We start from the raw sequence: 16,444 nt of genomic DNA, 5'->3' as shown, positions 1-16,444 counted from the left end.
TAAATCTAGACTATTTCTATAATACTCCCAGAGCGGACACAAGGAAAGAAGGACAAAAGCCCGCACCGAAAGCGCGACAGGGGAGTGTCAGGGGAAAAATCCAGGGCGTGGGGGCGGGCCGTTTTCGATGCTTTCGCGAAAAGGCGGATCCCGGCGGGACGGCGTCAGTCGTCCTGCTCCAGCCCCTCCATGAGGTTGATGGTCAGGCGCAGGAAGTCGGCTTCGGTGACGATGCCGACCAGACCGCCGCCTTCAACCACGGGCAGACAGCCGTATTTGTGGTTGAGCAGGAGCCGGGCGGCTTCCTTGAGGGACATGTCGGGCGTCACCGAGACGACGTCCGCGCGCATGATTTCGTGGATGGGGATGCCCGCGTCGATCTCCTTCTGGGTTTCGGGGTCAAGTTCCGCCAGCTTGGAGATGGTCGCGGACAGGATGTCCCGGTGGGTGATGAGCCCGGTGAAGACGTTGTCCACGGTGACGATGGGAATGTGCCGGATGCGCTGCAGGTCCATGAGCTCCCGCGCGCTATGCAGCGAGTCGTTTTCCCTGAGGGAAAAAACCGGCGACGACATGAGATCTCTTACCTTCAGCATAGGCCCTCCTGAATCTATCCTCAGTTTCCGCCAATGCGGGAAATGTGTCAAGATTTCTGCTCCCTTTCCGGGTATTCTTTAGCCCCCGAGTTGACTTGGCGGGTAAAATCTGTTCAGCATCCCGCAGGTGTTTTCGTTCATGGAACGCCGTATTCCCAGGAGAGACGATGGTTGATCCGGTAAGGCTCAGGGAGCGCATGGTGCGCGACCAGATTCAGGCACGCGGCGTGACGGACGAGCGCGTGCTTGCGGCCATGCGCGAACTGCCGCGCCATTTGTTCGTGGAAGAGGCCCTGGCCTACAAGGCCTACAGCGACGGGCCGTTGCCCATCGGCGAAGGGCAGACCATCTCCCAGCCCTACATAGTGGCGCTCATGTCGGAGCTTCTGCAGGTGGAGCCGGGCATGAAGGTGCTCGAAATCGGCACCGGGTCCGGCTACCAGGCGGCGGTTTTGGCCCAGATGGGGGCCGAGGTCTACACCGTGGAGCGCATCAAGAAGCTTTTTCACGCCGCGCGCAAGCGGTTCATGGATATGCGCATGTTTTCGGTCAAGCTCAAGCTGGACGACGGGACCATGGGCTGGCCCGGCGAAGCGCCCTTCGACCGGATCATCGTCACGGCGGGCGGTCCCGAAGTGCCCGCTCCGCTGGTGGACCAACTGGCCGATCCCGGCCGTATGCTCATTCCGGTGGGTGCGTCCCGGCGCAACCAGAGTCTGATCCTGGTGGAGAAGAAGGACGGCCGGGTTACTCGCGAGGACAGGGGCGGCGTGGCCTTTGTCGATCTGGTGGGCAGCCATGGCTGGTAGGGCGGATGGAGACGGACGGATGACCTTCCGGGCGGCCTTCATGGCCAGCCCCGGGCCGCGCACCCCGCGCGAGGCCGCACTGCTCTGGCTCAAGGGACTGTGCATGGGCGGGGCGGACATCATCCCCGGCGTATCCGGCGGGACCATCGCCTTCATCACCGGCATCTATGCCCAATTGGTGGATGCCATCCGATCCTTCGACGTGCTGTTCGTACGCCGGCTGTTGCGCCTGGACCTGACCGGTGCGCTGGCCGAGGTGCATTTGCGCTTTCTGGCCTGTCTGCTCTTCGGCATCCTCACCGCCGTGGTGACCATGGCCGGGGTCATGAACTACATGCTCAACAACCGCCCGGTGGAGATCTGGTCCCTGTTTTTCGGGCTCGTCACGGCTTCCATCTTTGTGGTTGGGCGGGAAATCAAACCCCTGAACGCGATCAACCTGGGCTTCGTCCTGCTGGGGGCGGCGGGCAGCTATCTGCTGGTGGGCATGATTCCCGTGTCCACGCCGGAAACCTCGGCTTTCATCTTTCTGTGCGGGGCCATCGCCATCTGCGCCATGATCCTGCCGGGCATCAGCGGGGCCTTCCTGCTGCTCATGCTCGGTAAGTATGAATACGTGACCCGGACCCTCAAGAATCCGTTCCTGTGGGACAACTTTGTGGTCATTTCGACTTTCGCGGCGGGAGCGGTGGTGGGCATCGTCTTTTTTTCCAGGGTGTTGCATTTTCTGCTCGCCCGGTGGCACGCCGCCACGGTGAGCGTGTTGACCGGGTTCATGATCGGGGCGTTGCGAAAAGTCTGGCCCTGGAAAGAAGTCTTGGAATCCACGGTCATTCGTGGGAAGATGCACGTGCTGCGCGCGCAGAACGTCTTCCCCGACGGATTCAGTTGGGACGTTGTCCTGGCCCTGGGGTTGTTCGCGGCGGGCGTGCTCGCCGTGTGTGTTTTGGAGCGGTTGTCCGACCGCACGCAATGAAATAGGGTCTCCTTTGCGGGAGAAAGCGATAAAGCGAGAAGAAGATATGAGTGAGTGCAGTTCGGGTTCCTGCGGCGGCGGGGGCGACGGCAAGGCAAGCGCCAAGATGAAAATCCAGGATGAGATGATCAAGTCCACCCTGGAAAAGATCAAGTACAAGCTGTTCATCATGAGCGGCAAGGGCGGGGTCGGCAAAAGCTCGGTTTCGGTCAACGTGGCCGCGGCCCTGGCCGCCAAGGGCTACAAGGTCGGCCTGCTGGACGTGGACATCCACGGCCCCTCGGTCCCGACCCTGCTGGGCATCTCCGGCACCCTGGACATCGACCGGGGGTCCCTGATCCTTCCCAAGGAATACAACGAGAATCTCCACGTGGTTTCCATGGAGTCCCTGCTCAAGGATCCGGATCAGGCCGTGCTCTGGCGCGGTCCCATGAAAACCTCGGCCATCCGCCAGTTCATCTCCGACGTGCAGTGGGGCGAACTGGATTTTCTGGTGGTCGACTCCCCTCCGGGCACCGGCGATGAGCCCATGACCGTGCTCAAGACCATCCCGGATGCTCTGTCCGTGGTGGTGACCACGCCTCAGGAGGTTTCTCTGTCCGACGTGCGCAAGTCCATCAATTTCCTTCAGTACGCCAAGGCCCCGATCCTCGGCGTGGTGGAGAACATGAGCGGACTGATCTGCCCGCACTGCCACCAGTCCATCGACCTGTTCAAAAAGGGCGGAGGCAAAGCCCTGGCCGAGAAGTACGGCCTGGACTTCCTCGGCGCCATCCCGCTGGACCCGGCCACAGTGGTGGCGGGGGACCTGGGTACTCCGGTGGTCCTTCTGGAAGACGAATCCTTCGCCAAACGCGCATTCATCGAACTGGCGGACACGATCGCGGCGGCTGCCCAGAATAGCCTAGAGGCGGCCTCGACAACAAATACCTAAGGCGGGAACGATGAATAGAAAAAAAGTCTTCAATCTTCCCAACTGTCTGACCATGGCCCGGATCCTGGCGGCGCCTTTCATCGTGCTGCTGCTCTACTTCGAGATGTGGTTCGGCTTCAAATTTGGTTCCTACTTCGCCTTCGGCCTGTATTTCCTGGCCTGCGTCACGGACTATTTCGACGGCAAGATCGCCCGGGGTCAGAACGCCATCACCAACTTGGGCAAGTTCCTCGACCCCCTGGCCGACAAGCTGCTCATCGGCTCGGCCCTGATCATGCTGGTCAGGCTCGGGCCGGGGTGGGGCGTGCCCGCCTGGGTGGTGATCATCATCATCTGCCGCGAGTTGGCGGTGACGGGCATGCGCGCCGTGGCTGCGGAGCAGGGCGAGGTCATCGCCGCGGACAGGCTGGGCAAGGCCAAGACCCTGAGTCAGGCCCTGGCCGTGGGCATGCTGATCTTCCATTATCCCTTCTTTGGTTGGGATCCCCGGCCCACGGGAATTGTGCTGTTGTACGTCGCGCTCATCCTGACCGTGGTTTCCGGCGGCCACTACCTGTACAATTTCTACAGGAAGTGGATCGGGACTCCGGAAGAGGGCTGACCGGGAAGGCCGGGCCGGTCGCGTCGAAAGGCGGGCCCGATCGGTCGCGCCGGACTAGTCTAGAAAAAATCGAGAACCGCCTGGACCGCATTGCGGTTTGCCTTGCAACATCTCGTTCGGATTAAGGAAATTCAGGGATGACAGGGGGGGGGTAACATGCTAGTTTTGCTATGGCATAACTGTACAAGATCTCGAAAAAAAGGTTACAAGGCGAAGAGAGACAAACATTTCTGAGAGATGCCTATGTCGGATTCCAGCTCGGTCAAACATCTTGTCCGCATAACCAACTGCCTCCAGACCATTCTCGATCTCGAGTCCCAGCTGGAGCAATTGGAAAACGGCCACTCCCTCCTGGACGAATTCGTCGTGCTCAAGTCGTTCCTCGAACGGATCGACGAGGTTGAGTTGAGCGAGTCGGATGTGGAGCGCATCGAGACGGCAACGTCGAATTTCCTCAGGGAGTTGCAGGGACCGCTCTCGCGCCGTAAGCCCCGTGCCAGGGCAGAGCGTCGGCTACAGTAACCATGCGCGGCAAAATGATATTCGCGGTGCTGCTGGTCTGCATCAACCTTTTTCTGTTGACTCGGTTGATCTGGAGCGACCAGGGGGTGTTCGCCTACCTGGAATTGAAGAACCGGTATGAGGTTCTGCGACAGAAGATCGACGCGGTGGACACCCGGAGTCTGGACCTGAGCCAGGAGATTCGCAAGCTCAAGTCGGACAAGGCCTACCAGGAGAAGGTCATTCGAGAGAGAATGAATTTCGTAAAGAAGGACGAGCTGTTATATATATTCCCGGATGAGAAGGGCCAACCTCGCGGAGACGCCGTCGATGTGCAAGAAAATTGAATGGTATCAGGAAGTTCTCTCCCTGGAACCCGGTTCCCGGGTCTTTTTCCCTCTCGCCAAGCTCTTCGTGGAGAACGGACAGCCGGAGGACGCGGTCAAGACGTTGCGTCAGGGGCTGGACAGACACCCCGACTACCTTGAGGCGCGCATGCTCCTGGTGGAGCTGTTGACCGAACTCGACCGCGAGGCCGAGGTCCACGAGCAGTTGGAGCGGGTCATCAACCCGTTGCGGGACTATCCCGCCTTCTGGCGCGGCTGGGCTCGGAGCTTGCCCCCGGAACAGCGCGACCTGGCCGTCTTCCTGATGCTGGTCGCCTCCAACCTTTCCGGCGATGTCATCAAGTGGACCGACGTGGTCTTTGAAGGCATCGGCACCTTGGCCGATCGACTGGTGGGCGCGCCCCTGCCGCCCCCGGTGGACTGCCCGCCGCCCTTCAGGCTGCCAGAGGTAGACCGGCGTTACGATGACGACGACGGCGAGCGCCGCGACTTCCGGCCCGGCACGGGATCTTTCCGGACCAAGACCATGGCCGACCTGCTCGCATCTCAGGGCGATGTGGAAGGGGCACTTGAAATCTATCGGGATTTGTTGCAATCAACCGTGTCCGACGAGCGGCGCGCCGAACTGCGCGACCGAATCGTCCAGTTGGAGCACCGCCGGGACGGCAACGGGCCGGGCGAGGAAGCGGACGCCTTCAGCGTTCATGCCAAGAACCGGCTGATCAGCACCCTCGAAACCCTGGCTTCCAGATTCGAAGCCCGAGTCCAAGGTTAGGCAAACCAGCAATGGACGTCCGCGCCGAGGTGCGGAGCGGTCATGCACGAAAGCGGGAATATGCGATATTTATTTTTGACGATTCTGGCCGTCGCGACATTGCTCGGCGGTTGCGGTATGTGGGATTCCACCGCCGAATACACCAAGGAAACCTGGCAGACCACGCGAGACTTCGTGGATCCGCCGCCGACCATTGATACCGACAGCTATCAATTCACCAATCCCAACCAGGAGAAGCTGGCCAAGCTTATCTCCCCGGTTGACGGTCCGCTGACTTCGCTGATCCGTTTCGTGGACGACACGGACACCATGCCCGGCGTCGACTGGCTCGACCTGCTCATGGCCCGCTTCCCGTGGGTGGATCGGGTTTTGGTCACGGATGAAGAGGGGACCATCATTTTCATGCAGCCCGAATTGCCGGTGAAGCGCATCAGCAAGCCGTTGGTCTTCGAGGGCGTCTGGCGCGAGGTCAGCCTGTTGACCGTGGTGGACTATTCCGACCTCGGCCCGGAGATGTACATCGGGCGGCCCTATTTCGAGGACATCAAGTTCGGCGGCCTGATCGGTGTGGGCTTCGACCCCCGTTCGCTCCTGCGCCTGTGCCCGGATCCCACGGCCCTGATCGTCATCCATCCGGGCCACAACGTCTGGACCCTGGGTGCGGACGTGGACAAGAAGGCCATGCTGGCCGTGGATTGGGAAGACATCCTCAAGAGCGAGGTCCACGGGCAGGTCCAGGTGGGCAACCGATATTACACCTGGCTGACACGGTATGTGGGCAAGGACCAGTATGTGTACGCCACAGAGAGCGTGGACCCCAAAGCTGAGGGAAGCTGGTGGCCGTTTTGAGCGCGCATAACAACCGAGAGGGTAAACAGATGCCGCAGCAGGTAACCGTCACCGAGCACATCCTCCTGCACCAGAAGATGGTGCCGGGAGCAACCGGCCAATTTACGCGGCTTTTCAACGAACTCGTCCTGTCCGCCAAGATCATCGGCCGCGCCGTGAACAAGGCGGGGCTGGTGGACATCCTCGGCTTCACGGGCGACATCAACGTCCAGGGCGAGGAAGTCAAGAAGCTCGACGAATACGCCAATCGCATCCTGATCCATCGGCTGGCCCGGTCGGGCGTGCTCTGCGCCATGGCCAGCGAGGAGAACGCGGACATCATCGAGGTGCCCGAGTCCCTGCCGCGCGGCGAATACATCATCATCTTCGACCCCCTGGACGGCTCTTCGAATATTGACGTCAACGTCAATATCGGGACCATTTTTTCCATTTTCAAACGCAAGAGCGACCCGGCCGCCGCGCTCATGTCCAGCGACGTGCTCCAGAAGGGCTGCGAACAGGTAGCCGCCGGCTATGTGCTCTACGGCTCCTCGACCATGCTGGTCTTCACCTGCGGCGACGGCGTGCATGGCTTCACCCTGGATCCGAGCGTGGGCGAGTTTTTGCTTTCGCATCCCAACATCCGCATCCCGGAACAGGGCAAGATATACTCTGTCAACGAGGGATACGAGCGGTACTGGGACCGCCATACCAAGCAGGTCCTGGCCTATTTCAAATCGCCTCAGAACGCCCTGCGCAAGCCATACTCGGGCCGGTACATCGGTTCTCTGGTGGCCGATTTCCACCGTAATCTCCTCTACGGCGGCATCTTCCTGTATCCCGCCGACCTGCGTGATCCCAAGAAGCCTTCGGGCAAGCTGCGGCTGCTCTGCGAGTGCAACCCCATGGCCTTTCTCGTGGAGCAGGCGGGCGGCCTGGCCATCGACGGCCATAACCGGGTCTTGGACATCGAGCCCGACCATCTGCACCAGCGCATTCCCTTTTTCTGCGGCTCGCGCAACGACGTCCGGGTCGTCCAGGAAATCTATGAATCCGAATCGCGGAGAAAAAAGAACCGCTGATGCGCATCCTCGGCATCGAGACCTCCTGTGACGAAACCGCCGTGGCGCTGGTGGAGGACGGCCGTTTGCTGGGCGAACGGCTGGCCACCCAGGTGGACACCCACGCCCTGTTTGGCGGCGTGGTTCCGGAAATCGCCTCCCGGGAGCATCTGCGGGTTCTGCCCCGGCTCTATCGTCAGCTTATGGACGCGACCGGCCTGCGCGCCGAGGACCTGGACGGCGTGGCGGTGGCGCGTGGCCCGGGGCTGCTCGGCAGTCTGCTGGTGGGCGTGAGCTTCGCCAAGGGGCTTTGCCTGGCCTCCGGAACGGACCTGATCGGGGTCAATCATCTCTGGGCGCACTTGCTCGCGCCGGGGCTGGAAGGGGAGCTTCGTTTCCCGGCCCTGGGGCTGCTTGTTTCGGGCGGGCACACCCATACCTACCTGATCCAGTCGCCGACGGAGTTCGAACTGCTCGGCCGGACGCTGGACGACGCCGCCGGGGAGGCCTTTGACAAGACCGCCAAGATGCTGAATTTTCCCTATCCCGGCGGACGATTTATCGACGATCTGGCACGGGAGGCAGAGCCGGATACGGGCCTGTTCCCCCGGCCCTACATCGACAATCCCACTTTGGATTTCAGTTTCAGCGGACTCAAGACCGCCGTGGCCAATCATGTGGCCGACCATCCTGAGCTGGTTTTTGAAACCATGGCCGATCCGCAGGCCGTGGCCGATCTGCCGGGAGAACGGCGGGCCGCCCTGGCCCGGGTTTGCGCCTCGTTCAACTGGGCCGTGGCCGACACGCTGCGCATCAAGGTGGAACGCGCATTGAAGCGGGTAGGGGCGGTCCGGAGTCTGATCGTGGCTGGAGGGGTGGCCGCCAATACGGGCGTCCGCGAGGCCATGCGCACCGTGGCCGACGGGCATGGGTTGGCATTGACCCTGCCGAGCCTGTCCCTGTGCACGGACAACGGGGCCATGATCGCCCATGCGGGCTGGCTGCTCGCCAAGGCGGGGTGCCGACATGGACTCGATCTTGAGGCCATACCCCGGGGGCGTATCGTTCCGCTGGACTGGGAACGGGCGGCCCCAAAGGGGTGACGGGACATGAAAATTCCGGGCACTCCTTGACAGTAGGGTACATGCGGACCTATTTTAAATAAATTGCGAAAACAATTGCGGCGTGGCGCCGCCCCGGCCTTGCCGGACCATGAGAATACGCTGGCCTCCGGCCGAGCAAAAAAAGGAGAATTTCATGGCGAATCAGATTACCGACGGTACTTTTGAGCAGGACGTTCTGCAGAGCGACATCCCGGTCCTTATCGACTTCTGGGCGCCTTGGTGCGGTCCCTGCCGCGCCATGGGGCCCGTTATCGATGAACTGGCCGAGGAATTCGAGGGTCAGATCAAGATCGTCAAGATGAACGTTGACGAAAACTCCGCTACGCCGGGCAAGTATGGCATTCGCGCCATCCCCACCTTGATCCTGTTCAAGGACGGCGAAGTGCTTGATCAGTCCACCGGTGCGGTTTCCAAGAGCAGCATTAAGGAAATGATCAAGAAAAAGGCGCTGTAATTCATGGAAACTTATGACGCCGTAGTCATAGGGGGCGGCCCGGCAGGAATGACGGCTGCCCTTTATCTTTTACGGGCCGGAGTGAAAACCGCCATGGTCGAGAAACTGTCCCCCGGCGGGCAGGTTCTGATGACCTCGGAGATCGAGAATTATCCCGGTTTTCCCAAGGGGCTCCAGGGGTGGGAATTGGCGGACAAATTCGCCGACCACCTTGAGGATTACGATCTGCACCGGATCAACGACGAGGTCCGCTCCATCAAGGTCGGTGCGCCCTGGCACACCGTCACGGTGGGCGACCAGGAGATTCGGGGCAAGGCCGTGGTTCTGGCCACCGGCTCCCGCTACCGCAAGCTCGGCGTGCCCGGCGAGGACCGCCTGATCGGGCGGGGCGTCTCCTATTGCGCCCTGTGTGACGGCAACTTTTTTCGAGGCCGGAATGTGGCCGTCGTCGGCGGCGGCAACTCCGCCCTCGAAGAGGCCCTGTACCTGTCCCGCCTAGTGAACAAGGTCTATCTGATTCACCGGCGGCAGGACTTCCGTGGCCAGGTCTGCTATCAGGATAAGTGCTTCACCAACCAGAAGATCGAGATCATCCGCAATACCGTGGTGGAGGAGATCCTGGGTGAGAGCGACGTGGAGTCCCTGGCCCTGCGTAATGTCGAGAGCGGCGAACAGTCCAGGCTCGAACTCGACGGCGTCTTCATCTTCATCGGGTTCGAGCCGATCATCGACTTCGTACCCGGGGATATCGAGATGGAGCGCAACGGCGTGATCACCGATGTCGAGATGCGCACCAACGTGCCGGGCATCTTCGCCGCCGGCGACATCCGGGCGAAGATGTGCCGTCAGGTGGCTTCCGCCGTGGGCGACGGGGCGACCGCCGCCACCGCCGCCTTTTCCTATCTTGAGCAACTGGACTAGGAGTCCCCATGCGTCGAATATTGGCCCCCGTCCTTATGGTCGTCCTCTTGTCCCTTTCGGGGTGCATCTGGATCGACAGCTATTTTCTGCCTCCGCCCGAGGATACGGCCCAGGAGCTGTACGAGGCGGGCATGGCGGCCATGGACGAGAAGGACTACGGGGACGCCCAGGAATACTTCTCGAAACTCAAGGATCGTTTCCCGTTCAGCCCGTTCTCTCTCAAGGGCGAGCTGGCGTTGGGCGATGCCTATTTCCTTGACGAGGATTACGTGCACGCCCTGGATGCATACAAGGAGTTCGAGGCGCTGCATCCGAGCAACGAGAACATCCCCTACGTCCTTTACCAGATCGCCAACACGGATGTGTCCATGTTCCGGACCATCGACCGGCGGCAGGAAAACATCAAAGAAGGCCTGGAGTACCTCTACCGGCTGGTGGAAACCTACCCCAAGTCCCAGTACGCCGAAGCGGGCAAGAAGATGATTCTCAAGAGCCGCCGCATTCTGGCGGAGCACGAGATCTTCGTGGCCGACTTCTTTTGGCGCACGGACCAGTTCGGTCCGGCGTGGCACCGCTATCAGTATGTGGTGGAGAATTTTTCGGACATTCCCGACTTGCGCGACTACGCCATAAAACGGGCCGAATATTCCTATTTCGAATACCAGAAGACCCTGTCCGAGGACGAGCGGGCGCGTATCCAGGGGAGTTGGAAGCGCTGGCTCAAGCAGTGGCTCTAGATGCCGCTCAACCCTTCATCCGTCGGCCTGTCCCATGCGTGAATCGGAACTGTCTCTTCCCGATCTGATTGGCGAGTCCCTGGTGGACGATGCCTTGTTCGCGGACGCCTACGGGATTTCCACGGACGGGGAGCGCGCCCTGATGAAGACCTGCATCGCCCGGCTGTACGACTGGTATGGCCCGCGCAAGGACGCGGCCCGCGAAGTTGCGACGCGCTGGCGGGGCGGGTTCGATTCGGTCAGCCGGTTCGCTCCCGTGGATTTCGCCTTGGTCCTGTTTGACGGGACCCTGACTTCCCCGGCCCGGTTGCTGGCCTCCCTGGTGCCCGCCGTGGCCTGCGGCGTGCGACGGATCCTGGCGGTCCGCCTGGACGTCGAAGAGGCGTGGGCGCCTGGCCTGCTTACGGCCATGGAATTGGCCGGACAGGAATTGGTGGCCGATCTTGACCGCAACGGGCTGGCCGAGTTGCTGGATCGCCTGGCCGAGGCTGGTGCGAGTGGGGCGGTAATCGACCTGACCGCCGACCCGGCGGCCTGTCCCGAACGGGCCGGGCTGGCCGTGTACCGGCCGGTCTTCGGGCGTAACGCCGTCCTGTTTCTGGACGATGACGCGACCTTCGACCTCGACGCTCTGGCCTTTATCCATCCCGACACCGCATTCACCGTGTTCGGGGCGGACGTGCCCCTGCCCGACGGCTTCACGCGCGGCGGGGATTCTTTTTCGGCTTTTCTGGATGCGGTTCGCGACGTGGCCTACGCCCCGGCCGACCGTGTCGGCGAGACCCTCGACCGTGCCCGGCTGGTTCTGGGACCCGGCCAGGAAGGGTGTTGGGTCTGGCCCGAACTGCAATCCGATTTTTTCCTTTTCCATCGCACCGCCTGGACCATCGGAGACTGATCGTGAGCAAGAGCAACGCCCCTTCGGCGAAGGTTCTCGGCAACCTCCGCAATATCGGCATCATCGCGCACATTGATGCCGGAAAGACCACATTGACCGAGAGAATTCTTTATTATTCCGGGAAAATACATCGTATCGGGGAGGTCCATGAAGGCACGGCCACCATGGACTATATGCCCGAGGAACAGGAGCGCGGCATCACCATCACCTCGGCCGTGACCTCCTGTCAGTGGGACCCGTGCATGATCAATATCATCGACACGCCGGGCCATGTGGATTTCACCATCGAGGTGGAGCGATCCCTGCGTGTGCTCGACGGAGCCGTGGGCGTGTTCTGCGGGGTCAGCGGCGTGGAGCCTCAGTCCGAAACGGTCTGGCGGCAGTCCGAGTCCTATCATGTGCCCAAACTCGCCTTCGTCAACAAGATGGATCGGCTGGGCGCGGACTTCACGAGGGTACTCGATTCCATGGTCCAAAAATTGCGGACCAACCCCGTGGCTATCCAGTTTCCGGACGGCGAGGGGCAGGAATTTTCCGGCGTGTTCGATCTCGTGACCATGGAACGGCTTCAGTTCGACCAGGCGTCCAGCGGGGCCGAGTATTCGCGGCGGCCCGTGACCGGGGAGGAAGGCGAACGGCTTTCCCCCTGGCGCGAAAAACTCCTTGAGGCCGCGGCCGAGGAGGACGAGGAGATTCTCGACCTCTATCTGTCCGGGGAAGAGGTGCCCGCGGATCGGATTCACGCGGCCCTGCGTAAAGGAACCTTGGCCCGCCGGTTCGTGCCCGTGCTGGTTGGTTCGGCGCTCAAAAACGTCGGCGTGCAGCCGGTCCTGGACGCGGTCTGTCGTTACCTGCCGAGCCCGTTCGACGTGCCGCCCGCCACCGGCGTGGACCCGGCCACGCACCAGAAGAAGCATTTCGAGGTCTCCGCCAAGGAGCCCCTGTCCGCCCTGGTCTTCAAGGTGGCCATGGATTCCGGCCGCAAACTGGCCATGATGCGCATCTATTCGGGCCGCATCGAGGCGGGTGGGACCGTGTATAACGTTACCCAGGACCAGGATGAACGCGTGGCCCGGCTGTTCCGGCTGCATGCGGGCCGCAAGGAGAAGATCGACGCAGCGTTTGCTGGTGACATGGTGGCCGCCGCAGGCATGAGATACGCCCGTACGGGCGACACTCTGTGCGACCGGTCCTCGCCGGTTATCCTTGAGCAGATCGCGGACTACAAGCCGGTCATCTCCCTGGCCATCGAGCCGCGCAACACCGAGGAGGGCGAGAAGCTCGACGAAGCGCTCGAAAAATATCTCCTGGAAGACCCGACCCTGGACCTCAAGCGCGACGAGGACACGGGGCAGATCATTTTATCCGGCATGGGCGAGCTGCACCTGGAAGTCATCCTGGAACGGCTCAAGCGCGAGTACAAGCTCGAGCCCCGGGCGGGCAGACCGCAAGTCGTCTACCAGGAGACCGTCGGAGGCAAGGGAACGGGCAAGGGCCTGTTCAGCCGCGAATTGGGCGAGGTCATGCATTTCGGCGCGGTGGAGCTTTCGGTGGAGCCGCTGGATCGGGATAAGGAGCGGACCATTTCCTTCGAGGTGGACACCGAGGCCTGGCCGGCCGCATGGCTGGAGGCCGTGGAGGACGGCATTACCGATGGGTTGCAGAGCGGCGTGATCCGCGGCTACCCGGTGCAGAACGTCCGCGTTCGGGTGCTCGGGCTGGAGCGCCGGGAAGGTGAATCAAGCCCGGTGGGCTACCGCATGGCTTCGGCCATGGCCCTGAAGGAGGCCTTGGCCCAGGCCGATCCCAAGCTTCTGGAACCGATCATGTGGGTAGAGATTTCCGTGCCAGAAGAGTTCGTTGGCGATGTGGTCGGCCTGCTCGGTGCCAAGGGGGCCAAGATCGAGAACATGATCGACCGGGCCGGGCTCAAGATCGTCCAGGGGCTGGCTCCGCTGGCCAGTTTGTTCGGTTTTTCCACGGACCTGCGTTCGGCCACTCAGGGCCGCGCCGGGTTCATGATGAAGTTTTCACGCTTTGACGTCCTGGAGTAGGTCTTGACCCAGAGAATTACTCACCGGACGCCCCCGGAAAAGCCGCCCAGGCGGTCTGTCCGGGAATGGTGGCCGGGCACCAAGCGGTGGATGCGGTACTGGTACCTGCGTCTCATGCGCCAGAATTCGTCGCCCAAGAACCTGGCCGCGGCCTGCGCCTTGGGCATGTTCATCGGCGCGTTGCCCATCATTCCATTTCAGTCCGTGGTGGTCATCGCCCTGGCCTTTGTCCTGCGGGTCAACAAGCTGGCCGCCTGGCTGGTCACCTGCTATTCCAACGCGGCCACCATGGTCCCGTTCTATTATTTCCTCTTTCAGGTGGGCCAGGTGGTCACGCCTTTTCACAACCTGACCTTCGACCCGGACAAGCTCCGTATGGTGGACATGATCCATGCGGGTTGGCAGGTCTTCGGGGTTATGTTCGCGGGCGGGCTGGCCTTCGGCATCCCGGCCACCATTGCGACCTACTTCCTTTCCCTGTTCGCCATCCGGCGGTATCGCCGGCGGCGGGCCGTGCGTATTCTGCGCAAGCGGGAAGAATAGCCGACGGCGCTCCACGCGCCTGAACTTCATCAGTTTTCACCAATAATTGCCAATAGCCTGAAGAAGGGGTAGTGGTGGGCCGGAATATGTTTTTCCGTTCGCCACCCATAGCCTTGCACGGAGCCGGATGAATGCAGCTACGTCCCATGGGAAAAATGGTTTTGTCTGGAGTGGGCCTGTGCGGCCTGTTCGCCGTCGCCTTTGCCTTCGGGGGATGGCTATATTACGGATTGGCGGCCGGTTGCGCCCTGCTTGTCTGTATGGTTGCGGGCATCGGGCTGAAGCGTACCGAAGCCCGACTCCATGCGGCCCTGGACCGGCTGGTTCGAGGCGACGAGCCCCTTGCCGGGGAAGAAAATCTGCTTGGCGGGGCCATGGGGCCGCTGTCCGAGGCGTTGTCCGCCCAACGCGAGGCGGCGGATTTTTGCGCACGGGCGTTCCGGGCCTTGGCCGGTCCGGCATTGTTGAGCGACGCCGAAGGGCATATCCGCCAGGCCTCCCGGCCTCTGCTCGCGCTCCTGCACAAAACCGAGGATCAAGCGGTCGGCCAAACCGTCAGCCGGGCCTTTTATGACCGGGATGGCGTTTCGGTGACCGAGAAGGCCTTGCGGACCATGAAGCCCGTGGCCGAATCTCTGGACCTCAAGCTGTGGGACGGGCGGGTCGTCCCGGTACAGCTTTTCGTGGATTTTATTCGGGACGACGCGGGCGCAACCCTTGGCGCGGTGGCCTCCCTCCTCGATTTGTCGGAACAGGCGGCCCGCCAACGGGAGATCGAAACGCAACGCGAACGCCTGCGGGAAGCGGGCCAACACATCAGCGGCCTGGCCGAGCATGTGGCCTCGGCCACGGAATTGCTCTCGGCCTCGGCCGACGAGCAAGCCCAGGGCGCGCAGAAACAGCGCCGTCAGACCGCTTCGGTGGCCGCTTCCATGGAGGAGATGACCGGCACGGTGCTGGAAGTGGCTCGCCATGCCACGGTGACCAGCGAGGCCGCCACCGAGGCCAACACCTCGGCGGAGGAGGGCGCGGCCATGGTTGACGACGCGGTGGCGGCCATCAACCAGGTGGCCGAGTCGGCCCGCCAATTGGGCCTGGAGATCGTCGAACTGGACTCCCAGGCCGGAGCCATCGGGCAGATCATCAACGTCATCAACGACATCGCGGACCAAACCAATCTGTTGGCCCTTAATGCGGCCATCGAGGCGGCCCGAGCGGGCGACGCAGGCCGGGGGTTTGCCGTGGTGGCCGACGAGGTGCGCAAGCTGGCCGAAAAAACCATGGACGCCACCAAGGAGGTGGAGGAAGCCGTCGTCGCCATCCAGAAGCGCTCCAAAGATGCCACCAACTCCATGCAGGCCACGGCGGCCAAGGTGGGCGAGAGCACGGCCCTGTCCAACCGCGCGGGCGAATCATTGCAGCGGATCATGGACAATATTAGGGACATGGTACAACGGGTGGCCCAGATTGCCACCGCCGCCGAGGAGCAGTCTTCGGCTGTCGAAGGGATCATGCGCAGTGTGGGGGACATTGCCTCCATCGCCGAGGATGCGGACGAGGCCGCCGGACAGGCCGCCGGAGCGACCCGGGAGATGGCCGAACTGGCCAGGGAACTGCTTGACGTGTCCAGGGAATTCGGTGACGGCGAGACCGGGACGAGCGACAGGCTGCGCAGTTCCGATGGGCAAATGAGAGGCGTCCTGCCCAAGCTGGCTCAGGAATACGTGCGCAAGACTCATGGCCAGGCCCTCTACGAGGCCATGCAGCGGGAGTTGGGCAATCCGGTCTTCCTGCCCGCCGACAGCTATCCGGACCAGGTCTTGCGGCAGATGGCCGAATTCGCGGCCGACGGCGCGGGTATTTCCGTCAGGGAATTTTTCATCGGGCTGGGCCGGTATACGGTGGTCCGTTTCAACGAGCTTTATCCCGGTTATTTCAAGAAGGATTCGCTCAAGGATTTCTATCTGCGCATGAACGACGTCCATGCCCAGTTGACCAAGTCCCAGCCCGGCATCAAGCCGCCCAAATTCACCTATGAGGACAAGGGCGACGTTCTGTTCATGAATTATCGTTCGAGCCGGGGACTGTTCGATTACTTCGAGGGTATCCTGCTCGGCGCGGCGGACTTCAAAGGCGAACGGGTGGAGATCGCGGTGAAGCCCTTTGACGATCAGTCGGCCCGGGCCGAGATCAAATTTCTCGGGGCCAAGTGACCGCCTCTGTTTTGGAAAAGATTATAATAGTCTATTCCTCTAGTTCCAGTTGATATACTATCAGTACGCCGC

Annotated in this window: 18 protein-coding genes; 17 read left to right on the top strand and 1 reads right to left on the bottom strand. The window is 61.8% G+C overall.

Annotated elements, in window-relative coordinates:
* Nucleotides 1-164: 164 nt before the first annotated feature.
* Nucleotides 165-596, bottom strand: a complete 432-nt coding sequence (locus tag J0909_RS09375) for a CBS domain-containing protein (protein WP_207262300.1) — start codon at nt 594-596, stop codon at nt 165-167.
* A 167-nt stretch (nt 597-763) separates the two neighbouring features.
* On the opposite strand from J0909_RS09375, the gene J0909_RS09370 reads away from it, so the two are divergent.
* From J0909_RS09370 to J0909_RS09290, 17 genes are all read left to right on the top strand, one after another.
* A complete protein-coding gene (locus J0909_RS09370) occupies nt 764-1,405 on the top strand; it encodes a protein-L-isoaspartate(D-aspartate) O-methyltransferase (RefSeq protein ID WP_207262298.1) in 642 nt (213 codons plus the stop codon).
* The gene (locus J0909_RS09365) at nt 1,395-2,381 is read left to right on the top strand and encodes a DUF368 domain-containing protein (protein ID WP_207262296.1); all 987 of its coding nucleotides are present in this window, start codon (nt 1,395-1,397) and stop codon (nt 2,379-2,381) included. The genes J0909_RS09370 and J0909_RS09365 overlap by 11 nt, the downstream gene beginning before the upstream one ends.
* 46 nt (nt 2,382-2,427) lie before the next feature.
* Nucleotides 2,428-3,315: an Mrp/NBP35 family ATP-binding protein gene (locus J0909_RS09360; protein WP_207262294.1), complete on the top strand. Its 888-nt coding sequence runs from the start codon at nt 2,428-2,430 to the stop codon at nt 3,313-3,315.
* 10 nt (nt 3,316-3,325) lie between these two features.
* The gene (pgsA, locus tag J0909_RS09355; protein ID WP_207262292.1) at nt 3,326-3,916 is read left to right on the top strand and encodes a CDP-diacylglycerol--glycerol-3-phosphate 3-phosphatidyltransferase; all 591 of its coding nucleotides are present in this window, start codon (nt 3,326-3,328) and stop codon (nt 3,914-3,916) included.
* Between the two features lie 243 nt (nt 3,917-4,159).
* Complete coding sequence (locus J0909_RS09350) at nt 4,160-4,438, top strand: hypothetical protein (protein WP_207262291.1); 279 nt, start codon at nt 4,160-4,162, stop codon at nt 4,436-4,438.
* Nucleotides 4,439-4,440: 2 nt separating this feature from the next.
* A complete protein-coding gene (locus tag J0909_RS09345) occupies nt 4,441-4,764 on the top strand; it encodes an FtsB family cell division protein (protein WP_207262290.1) in 324 nt (107 codons plus the stop codon).
* Complete coding sequence (locus tag J0909_RS09340; RefSeq protein ID WP_207262289.1) at nt 4,748-5,539, top strand: tetratricopeptide repeat protein; 792 nt, start codon at nt 4,748-4,750, stop codon at nt 5,537-5,539. Before J0909_RS09345 ends, J0909_RS09340 begins: the two co-directional genes overlap by 17 nt.
* A gap of 60 nt (nt 5,540-5,599) precedes the next feature.
* Nucleotides 5,600-6,388, top strand: coding sequence for a hypothetical protein (locus tag J0909_RS09335; protein ID WP_286181919.1), 789 nt, complete (start codon nt 5,600-5,602; stop codon nt 6,386-6,388).
* Between the two features lie 29 nt (nt 6,389-6,417).
* Nucleotides 6,418-7,449 carry a class 1 fructose-bisphosphatase gene (fbp, locus tag J0909_RS09330; protein WP_207262288.1) on the top strand — a complete coding sequence of 344 codons (1,032 nt, stop codon included), beginning with the start codon at nt 6,418-6,420 and terminating at the stop codon, nt 7,447-7,449.
* On the top strand, nt 7,449-8,531 hold the full coding sequence (tsaD, locus tag J0909_RS09325; protein WP_207262287.1) for a tRNA (adenosine(37)-N6)-threonylcarbamoyltransferase complex transferase subunit TsaD: 1,083 nt from the start codon (nt 7,449-7,451) through the stop codon (nt 8,529-8,531). Before fbp ends, tsaD begins: the two co-directional genes overlap by 1 nt.
* 154 nt (nt 8,532-8,685) lie before the next feature.
* Nucleotides 8,686-9,006, top strand: a complete 321-nt coding sequence (trxA, locus tag J0909_RS09320; protein WP_207262286.1) for a thioredoxin — start codon at nt 8,686-8,688, stop codon at nt 9,004-9,006.
* A 3-nt stretch (nt 9,007-9,009) separates the two neighbouring features.
* Nucleotides 9,010-9,927, top strand: a complete 918-nt coding sequence (gene trxB, locus J0909_RS09315) for a thioredoxin-disulfide reductase (RefSeq protein ID WP_207262284.1) — start codon at nt 9,010-9,012, stop codon at nt 9,925-9,927.
* A gap of 8 nt (nt 9,928-9,935) precedes the next feature.
* On the top strand, nt 9,936-10,664 hold the full coding sequence (locus tag J0909_RS09310; protein WP_207262283.1) for an outer membrane protein assembly factor BamD: 729 nt from the start codon (nt 9,936-9,938) through the stop codon (nt 10,662-10,664).
* 34 nt (nt 10,665-10,698) lie between these two features.
* Nucleotides 10,699-11,562, top strand: a complete 864-nt coding sequence (locus J0909_RS09305; RefSeq protein WP_207262281.1) for a hypothetical protein — start codon at nt 10,699-10,701, stop codon at nt 11,560-11,562.
* Between the two features lie 2 nt (nt 11,563-11,564).
* A complete protein-coding gene (gene fusA, locus J0909_RS09300) occupies nt 11,565-13,616 on the top strand; it encodes an elongation factor G (RefSeq protein ID WP_207262280.1) in 2,052 nt (683 codons plus the stop codon).
* 3 nt (nt 13,617-13,619) lie between these two features.
* The gene (locus J0909_RS09295; protein WP_207262279.1) at nt 13,620-14,159 is read left to right on the top strand and encodes a DUF2062 domain-containing protein; all 540 of its coding nucleotides are present in this window, start codon (nt 13,620-13,622) and stop codon (nt 14,157-14,159) included.
* A gap of 131 nt (nt 14,160-14,290) precedes the next feature.
* Complete coding sequence (locus J0909_RS09290) at nt 14,291-16,372, top strand: methyl-accepting chemotaxis protein (RefSeq protein ID WP_207262278.1); 2,082 nt, start codon at nt 14,291-14,293, stop codon at nt 16,370-16,372.
* Nucleotides 16,373-16,444: the final 72 nt, after the last annotated feature.

It is taken from the genome of Desulfovibrio sp. Huiquan2017 (genome assembly GCF_017351175.1).
Taxonomy (GTDB): domain Bacteria; phylum Desulfobacterota; class Desulfovibrionia; order Desulfovibrionales; family Desulfovibrionaceae; genus Pseudodesulfovibrio.
Note: the sequence above shows the minus strand (reverse complement) of the source record. Positions and strands in the feature narration are given on the sequence as shown.